At 41.5% G+C, this 7,896-nt stretch carries 7 protein-coding genes and 1 pseudogene; 1 reads left to right on the top strand and 7 read right to left on the bottom strand.

Going from position 1 to position 7,896, the window contains the following annotated elements; translation table 11 throughout:
* Positions 1 to 49 precede the first annotated feature (49 nt).
* Positions 50 to 394: a DUF3088 family protein gene (locus A7Q09_RS07250; RefSeq protein ID WP_134390716.1), complete on the top strand. Its 345-nt coding sequence runs from the start codon at positions 50 to 52 to the stop codon at positions 392 to 394.
* Between the two features lie 48 nt (positions 395 to 442).
* Here the strand turns inward: A7Q09_RS07250 and rlmN are convergent, their stop codons facing one another.
* The 7 genes and pseudogenes from rlmN to A7Q09_RS10725 form a co-directional block, all read right to left on the bottom strand.
* Positions 443 to 1,531, bottom strand: coding sequence for a 23S rRNA (adenine(2503)-C(2))-methyltransferase RlmN (rlmN, locus tag A7Q09_RS07245; protein WP_134390714.1), 1,089 nt, complete (start codon positions 1,529 to 1,531; stop codon positions 443 to 445).
* 35 nt (positions 1,532 to 1,566) lie between these two features.
* Positions 1,567 to 2,136, bottom strand: coding sequence for a dCTP deaminase (gene dcd, locus A7Q09_RS07240; RefSeq protein ID WP_134390712.1), 570 nt, complete (start codon positions 2,134 to 2,136; stop codon positions 1,567 to 1,569).
* 155 nt (positions 2,137 to 2,291) lie between these two features.
* Positions 2,292 to 3,035: an alpha/beta hydrolase gene (locus A7Q09_RS07235; protein WP_134390710.1), complete on the bottom strand. Its 744-nt coding sequence runs from the start codon at positions 3,033 to 3,035 to the stop codon at positions 2,292 to 2,294.
* Between the two features lie 99 nt (positions 3,036 to 3,134).
* Positions 3,135 to 3,986, bottom strand: coding sequence for an SDR family oxidoreductase (locus tag A7Q09_RS07230; protein ID WP_134390708.1), 852 nt, complete (start codon positions 3,984 to 3,986; stop codon positions 3,135 to 3,137).
* Positions 3,987 to 4,003: 17 nt separating this feature from the next.
* Complete coding sequence (gene pyk, locus A7Q09_RS07225; RefSeq protein WP_134390706.1) at positions 4,004 to 5,434, bottom strand: pyruvate kinase; 1,431 nt, start codon at positions 5,432 to 5,434, stop codon at positions 4,004 to 4,006.
* A 43-nt stretch (positions 5,435 to 5,477) separates the two neighbouring features.
* On the bottom strand, positions 5,478 to 7,301 hold the full coding sequence (gene aspS, locus A7Q09_RS07220) for an aspartate--tRNA ligase (RefSeq protein ID WP_134390704.1): 1,824 nt from the start codon (positions 7,299 to 7,301) through the stop codon (positions 5,478 to 5,480).
* A gap of 106 nt (positions 7,302 to 7,407) precedes the next feature.
* Positions 7,408 to 7,896: pseudogene (locus tag A7Q09_RS10725) on the bottom strand (hypothetical protein); the annotation flags it as partial.

Genomic DNA, 7,896 nt, shown 5'->3' with positions numbered 1-7,896 from the left:
ATTTGTCTATAGCTTCTAAGTAGAATACATTTAAAGAAAAGGATATCCAATGCAACCAATATTGTACTTGCTAAAGCCTGGATTTTATGATGGACCAGGCGATCCTTACTATTGTCCTTATTGTATGATCTTTGAAGGGGTTTTAAAAACTTATCCGCAATTAAAAGACAGTTTAAAAGTTTGCTATGTTTCCTTTGAAAAACCTAGAAAAGAAATCATCGAGCTAATCGGAGAAGAAAACCAATCCTGTCCAGTTATTATTTTTGATCATCCACTGGATTCATCTATTCCTTTTAAAGCGAAAAAATATGGGGAGAAGTTTTTCCTAAATGAACCTGAAGAAATAGGCCTTTATCTTTCTAAAGAGTTCAAAATCCCAAGACCACATTTCTAATAATAGAACGCATGGGGAAGCTATAGGAATGAGGATGTCGTTTCTTGTTTAATCGGCGATGAGCAAGTCCTGAGAAAAAGGCTTTTCATCTATTTTTAATAGATGGTTTTCGATCTGTCTGAGTCTAAGCTGTCCACAAGCTCCATCAATATCTCTTCCTCTTTCTTGTCTGAGAGAGACTTGTACGCCTTTTATTTGTAGTTTATGGAAAAAGGTCATGATCTCCTTTTTCTTTGGAGTCTTCCATGGCATCTGTAATACAGGATTATAGGCGATAAGATTAACTTTGGCCTTCAGTGATTTGGCAATCTTTGCAAGTCGTTCAACATCCTCCATCCGATCATTTACTCCAGCAATTAAGATATATTCTAGAGTGATTTTCTGTTTTCTTTTAGAACAAAATTCTTCACAGCTCTTTAAAAGGTCTTCCAATGGGTACTTCCTATTAATTGGCATCAGCTTATTTCGTAATTCGTCGGTGGTAGCATGCAAAGAAATAGCCAACCGAAATGGTAAGGATTCGTTTGCCAATCTTAGGATATTCGGGACGATGCCACTTGTGGAAATAGTTATTCTTCTGGGACTAATGCTCAGTCCCCAAGAAGAGGTAATGAATCGAATGGCTTGGATAAGTTGTTCGTAATTGAGAAGGGGTTCCCCCATGCCCATAAAGACTATATGGCTTATTCTTTCTTTAGCAATTGCTTCTGAAAGCAGCACTTGCTCAACAATCTCGCCACAGCTAAGATTTCTTTTAAACCCGAAAATCCCACTGGCACAAAATCCACATTTTAAAGGACAACCAACCTGGGTCGAAACACAAAGAGTCAAACGTCTCGAATTTCCTATACAATCCGAAGCAGGGATAAGGACTGACTCAATGTACTGACTATCAGAAAGTTTCCATAAAAACTTTTTTGTTCCGTCTTGAGAATCGTTTTCTTTTTCTAACTCCAATGTTTTGATCACATAGTTTTCGGTAAGCCTCTCTCTGAGTGTTAAGGGGAGGTTGGTCATGGAAAAAAAAGAAAAAACTTTCTTTTTGAAGATCCAATCTAAAACTTGGGTTTTCCGATATTCAGGTAGGGAATCAAAAAGTTCCCATTCAGAGGGTAACTGATCAAGGATATGTTTCACATTTAGAATATTAGGAAAATAAAAGAAAGATCAAATTATAATCTTGGAACCGTTACGCCTTGCTGGCGCATATACTTCCCATTTCTATCCGCATAAGAGGTCGAACAGAGTTCGCAGGCTTGGATAAAAATGACCTGAGCAAGTCCTTCTTCAGCATAGACTTTTGCTGGTAGTGGGGTAGTATTTGAAATTTCTAGGGTAGCATAGCCCTCCCATTCAGGTTCAAAAGGAGTCACATTGACGATGATTCCACAACGCGCGTAAGTGGATTTTCCAAGACAAATGGTTATAACATCCCTAGGAATTCTAAAATATTCAACGCTTCTAGCCAAAGCAAAAGAATTAGGGGGAATAATACAACAGTCTGATTCGATCTCAACAAAAGAACGAGAATCAAAAGCCTTAGGATCGACAACTGTATTGAAAACATTAGTAAAAATCTTAAACTCCCTAGAAACCCTTAAGTCATAACCGTAACTTGAAAGCCCAAAACTTATAGCCAGAGAGCCATCCGCTTTCTTTCGAACCTGCGATTCTTCAAAAGGCTCAATCATTCGAATTTTTTTTACCATCTGCCGGATCCAATTATCAGAATGCACGCCCATTTTCTTTTTTTCCTTTATACCTATTTTGAATAAATAGACATGATTCAATTGAATATTCTACCTACACATAACGTTTATTAATTCACAAACACAACGATTAAGGAAGAAAGGGCTTGGACCTTCCATCCTCCCCTTACTTTATAGCAATAAAGTCCTTAGGATATTAATCGGAGTTCTTTTAACCAATTGACAACCGCTTCAGCCATAAACGCGTCATGAGGCGGAGGGAAAAGATGATCACACCCAGGAATTTCAATCAATTTTTTCGGTTCCGATGCAATAGCAAATAAATCTCGTGAATCCTGAGGAGGGACAACATCATCGGCAAGACCATGGATAAAAAGCCAAGGTACTCGAATCTTTTTTGCGGCCTCTTTTACATTATCGATCCGATTCATATCCTCTATAAGTGCTTTAGAAAGAGGAAATTCAGGCATGTCCCACATACATCCTTCTCCCGGGGTAACATTTCCGAATTCTCGTTGAGCAAAGGCAGCCGTATAAGCCATTCCCGCTAAGGAAACCAAAAAAGAGATCCTTGGATCTTTACTAGCAAATAAAAGGCCTACTGCAGCCCCAAGACTATGCCCGACATATCCATAACGCCATCCTGGCAAGGAATCAATAACCGATTGCAGATCCCCAACTTCTTTTGTGGGGGTAAATTCTTCAAATTTGCCTTCAGATTTTCCGTGCCCAGAAAAGGAAAAGCGGAGAGAATGAATCCCATTTTTTGCTAGATGATTTGATAACTCGACAAGCATCGGCCGATCTTTATGTGCAGTAATCCCATGAGCAATTATTACCAATGTGTTGTTTTCTTCTGAGCCAGGAATGTACACAAAATCCAACCGTTCCCCTTGGGCGTTACGAATTTCAGTAGGAATTGAATGTTTCATAGCTCTTTTTTTAACGGGTGAGACTTGGAGTGTCAAGACTCTCCAAAAAGATCATTTGCAGGCTGCGATAATAAAAAGGAAACACAACATATTCCTTTGCTAGTCCAAGCTACAGGTAAATTTTTTATCTTTTGAAGAATCATTTCGACATTTTATAGGTAAGATCAGCTGATAAATATATCGCAGCAGGCTAGCAGGGGTTAGATAATGTAAAAAAGAAGCGATACGGGTAGAGAAGCCAGGAACATAAAAAGCTTTCCCTGCTTTGGCCGCCATCAAAGACTCATGAACCACTTTTTTTAAAGGTACCCACATAAAAGGCGGGACAAAAGGTTTTGTATCCGTTCCCTTTCTGGACGCCTTCATAAAAAATTCCGTCTCCAACGGCCCTGGAGCAATGACAGTCAGAGTCACACCGCTGCCTTCTATTTCCCATCTTAAGGCCTCAGAAAAAGCATGAACATAGCTTTTGGATCCAGAATAGGCAGCACATGTTGGAAGAGGCTTTCTGCCGACGATCGAACCGATATTGATAATAACCCCCCTTTTCTTCCTCAGCATATCCGGGAGAACCAACCGAGTTAAATAAGTTAAAGAGACAATGTTAAGTTCCAAAAGCGAACGCACTCGTTCGAATTGACATTCTTCAAAAGGACCATAATCTCCACAGCCCGCATTGTTAATCAAAATGTCCACTTCTGTCTTTTCTGCAGCTAACCAATCAGCAAGAATTTCTCTCCCCTTTTGACAACTTAGATCGGCTGGAATAGAAAAAACTCGGATATGAGGCGATTGCTTTTGAAGTTCTTCAGTAAGAGCATGTAAACGCTCAGCTCTTCTAGAAGTGATCAACAGCTGGCTGACTTCCTGAGCAAGCTGACGAGCAAATTCAGAACCTAATCCAGAAGAAGCCCCAGTTACCAAGGCGGTCATTCCTCTGAAAGATTTCATAAGTGGTAGGAATTCAATTATTCAATATAATGGAGTTGATGAAGTAATATAAAGCGGTCTCTTTCTCCTTTTAAAGGCACTTCAGAGATCAAGACAATTTTTTGACCACTCTCTATGCCTTTCGTTTTTAAAAATTTTTCGACTAATTCGATGCTTTCTTCTTGGCTTTTGGGGAAGACTACATAACAAGGTTCCACCCCATAATTTAAGGTGAGTTTTCGGCAGACTTCTTCATCGGGACAAAAAGCATAAATCACAGAGTATCGTGGTCTAAGCCCTGCGATTAAACTTGCTAAAAATCCAAAACGAGTAAACACGCAGATAGCTGGAGCCCCAATATCGTCAGCAAGATGAACAGCTGTTTTAGCTAATTTTTCTTCGTCTCCAAAAAGTTCAACAAGTGAGGCATATCCAGCCCCACCGCTTTTTTCAGTTCTCACAGCCACACGATCCAATATTTTCACGCATTCTAGAGGATATCTCCCCGAAGCTGTTTCCCCAGATAGCATGAGACAATCAGCCTGTTCATAAACGGCATTGGCTATATCTGTAATTTCAGCACGGGTAGGTGCAGGATTCATAATCATGCTCTCAAGAAGATGTGTGGCGACGATAACCGGTTTTCTCTTCTGTATGCAGGATTTAACGATCCGTCTTTGAATAATAGGCAGTTCTTCAAAAGGACATTCTATGCCCAAATCTCCACGGGCAATCATAATGGCATCTGAAGAATCGATAATTTGGAAGAGGTTTTTAATGGCTAGCTGATCCTCTATTTTAGCAACAACTTTTCCGGTGGATCCTTTCGAAATGAGAATTTGACGTAACAAATCACAATCATTTGCTTCCCTAACAAAAGATAAGGCAAAGAAATCCATTCCACACTCGATTCCCAACTGGATATCCCTTAGATCTTTTTGAGTCAATGGTGGCAAATTAATCCGAACCCCAGGAATATTAATATGCCGTCTGCTTTTCATAACCCCTGGAGTCAACACTTCGCAGCGCAAAAAATTCTTTTCTTTCGAAATTACCTTCATTTGAATATTTCCGTTATCCACCAAAACGACATCTCCGACTTGGATATCATTGACAATATCATCATAATTGACGGAAACGGAATGCTGATCTTCCACCTTCTCTCCTCGAACAGTAAAAGTAAAGATATCTCCCGGCTTCAATTGCATTTGATCGGGCAAATCACCTGTACGAATGGCTGGTCCTTGTGTATCTAGGAGCATACCAACATACTTTCCAGCCCTTCTTGAAAACTCCTGGATAAGAGCCGCTTTCTCTCTAACCCAATCAGGCTTCCCATGAGACATGTTGAAACGGAAAATATCGACTCCACTTTCAATCAAGGAAAAAATCATTTCCCCTGATTCTGTAGCCGGTCCCAGAGTTGCTATTAATTTAGTTCGACGTTTCCAATTTTTAAATGGAATCATTCTTGTTGCTCCCTCTCTTTCTCATATAAAATCATTTTAAGCTTTAAGGTTCTATTTCAGGTTCTTGCCGTAGTCTGGAATCTAAGGAAGGGAAAGCCAACTTAATATGAAGTTCTTTAAGTTGCTGAAAGTCTACCTCTGAAGGAGATTGAGTAAGAAGATCCACTCCATGCCGGTTTTTTGGAAAAGCTATTACATCTCTGATAGTTTCAGCACCACTCAGGAGCATAACAAACCTGTCTAACCCCAAGGCTATCCCTCCATGAGGCGGGGCTCCATATTGAAAAGCTTTAAGGAGATGACCAAAAAGTAGCTTTTGCCGATCTTTATCGATACCAAGAATTGAAAATATTTTCTCTTGCAGTTCTTTTTCATGAATCCGAATACTTCCTCCTCCAAGTTCCACACCATTTAAGATGATATCATAAGCCAGCGCTCGAATCTCATCATATTTACCACTATCCAGTTTACCTATATCTTCTTGACAGGGTCTAGTAAAAGGATGATGAACGCTATTCCATTTCTGTTCTAAGGGGCTGTATTCAAAAAGAGGAAAATCCGTCACCCAGACAAATTTCCATTCATTTGGTGGCACACTTCGCGTCATTTCTGCCAAGTGCAACCTCACTTTTCCAAGCACTTGACAAGCCTGATCCCATGGCCCAGCGCTAAAAAAAATCAAATCAGCTGGTTCTATACCAAGAACATTCTCTAGCCTTTTGCGCTCCTCCATAGAAAAGAACTTCACTATGGGTGATTTCCACTCTTTATCTTCAATCCGAATATAAGCTAAGCCTTTTGCTCCCATTGACTTAGCTAATTCTTCCAACTCTGCGATCCCTGCAGGACCAACCATTGGACTTGCTTTTTTAGCATTTAATGCTTTAATGACACCTCCCCTGGCAAGGACTTCACGAAAAATTTTAAACTCTGTATTCTCAAACACCTCTCCGACATCTTGTATTTGCCAAGCTATTCTCAGATCGGGCTTATCAGAACCGTAAAGATCCAAAGCTTGCTTGTAAGTAATACGAGCAAAAGGAACAGGAAGTTCAATGCCAAGAACCTTTGAAAAAATCTGCTGGATCATTTCTTCAACCCACTGCAGAATGTCATCAACAACTACAAAAGAGGCTTCTATATCTATCTGGGTAAACTCGGGTTGCCTGTCAGAACGCAAATCTTCGTCTCGAAAACAGCGAGCAATTTGGAAATACTTATCAATGCCCGCCACCATAAGCAATTGTTTATATTGTTGCGGAGCCTGAGGCAACGCGTAAAACTTACCAGGAGAGAGTCGGCTTGGTACCAAAAAATCTCTGGCTCCCTCCGGAGTACTTTTAGATAAAATAGGCGTCTCAATTTCCAGAAAACCTTTGCTTGTAAGATAATCCCTGACCACATAGGTCACTTGATGACGAAGTTTTAAAGAGTTCAGGAGTTTTTTCCTCCTTAAATCAAGAAAACGGAAGGATAGTCTTAATTCCTCATTTTCAATTGGTTCGTCTAAGTTAAAAGGCAAGGGTAGCGAAGGATTCAAAATTTCAAGATTTTCAGCTTCCAGTTCGATTTCTCCAGTAGGTATAGCTGCATTTTTTGTCCCCGCTGGTCTTTCTACCACTACTCCTCCAACCTTGATTACAAACTCGTCTTTTATTTGTTTTGCAGAGGCAAAAAGGGCAGGATCTTTGTCAGGATGAAAAACAACCTGCGTTATACCTTCTCTGTCTCGAAGATCAACAAACAAAAGACCCCCATGATCTCTTTTCGATTGTACCCAGCCACATAGACTTACCTTTTGCCCAACATCCTTCAAACCAAGCTCATGACATAAATGAGTCCTATATTGATGAAAACTTTTTTTCATTTAAACCTCAATTTTATCCAGTTGCCGGGAAACCCCGTCATTCATGCCGGGGGGATAGCGCGGCGGCGTAAGCCGCCCCAGTTCCCGCCGTCTCCTTTGTCCAATGCTATCTTGGTCCACGAATACCCATATCCATCTGCACGCCCGACCAAGGTAGAGAATCGGTGCTTGCCTTCCCTTGCACCAGTCCATTACCGGTCTGGAGGTCAATACTTCCACTGGCACGGATGGCCACACGGCCAAGGTAGGTGCCAACTTTCTTCCCGGTTCTGCCCACGGCCCCTATCAGCTCGCCGGTCTGAAACCCGAAGGCGCTTTTGCTTCTGGTCAGGTATACGTGCGGGAAGCCGTACTTCGTGAGGCGTGTGCGCTGATAACTACCGCGCTCCCTGCCCTGCACCTGTAATACCGGCTGCTTCCAGCACTCCACAGCGTCCACATGCCACACACAGGCCGCGTCCAGGCAGTGGGTCTTGGGAATACTGAGCCGATACCGATTCCACTTCGTCCGGCCACCACTGACGACTTCGACCTCCAGGCCCCTCGCCTTGAGTCTCTGGAACAATGCCCACCCGCTGCTATTCACCGCTGCGGC

This window comes from Methylacidiphilum sp. Yel, assembly GCF_004421185.1.
In the GTDB taxonomy this organism is placed as follows: domain Bacteria; phylum Verrucomicrobiota; class Verrucomicrobiia; order Methylacidiphilales; family Methylacidiphilaceae; genus Methylacidiphilum.
The sequence above is the reverse complement of the archived record's forward strand: the minus strand, read 5'-3'. Positions and strand labels throughout refer to the sequence as shown.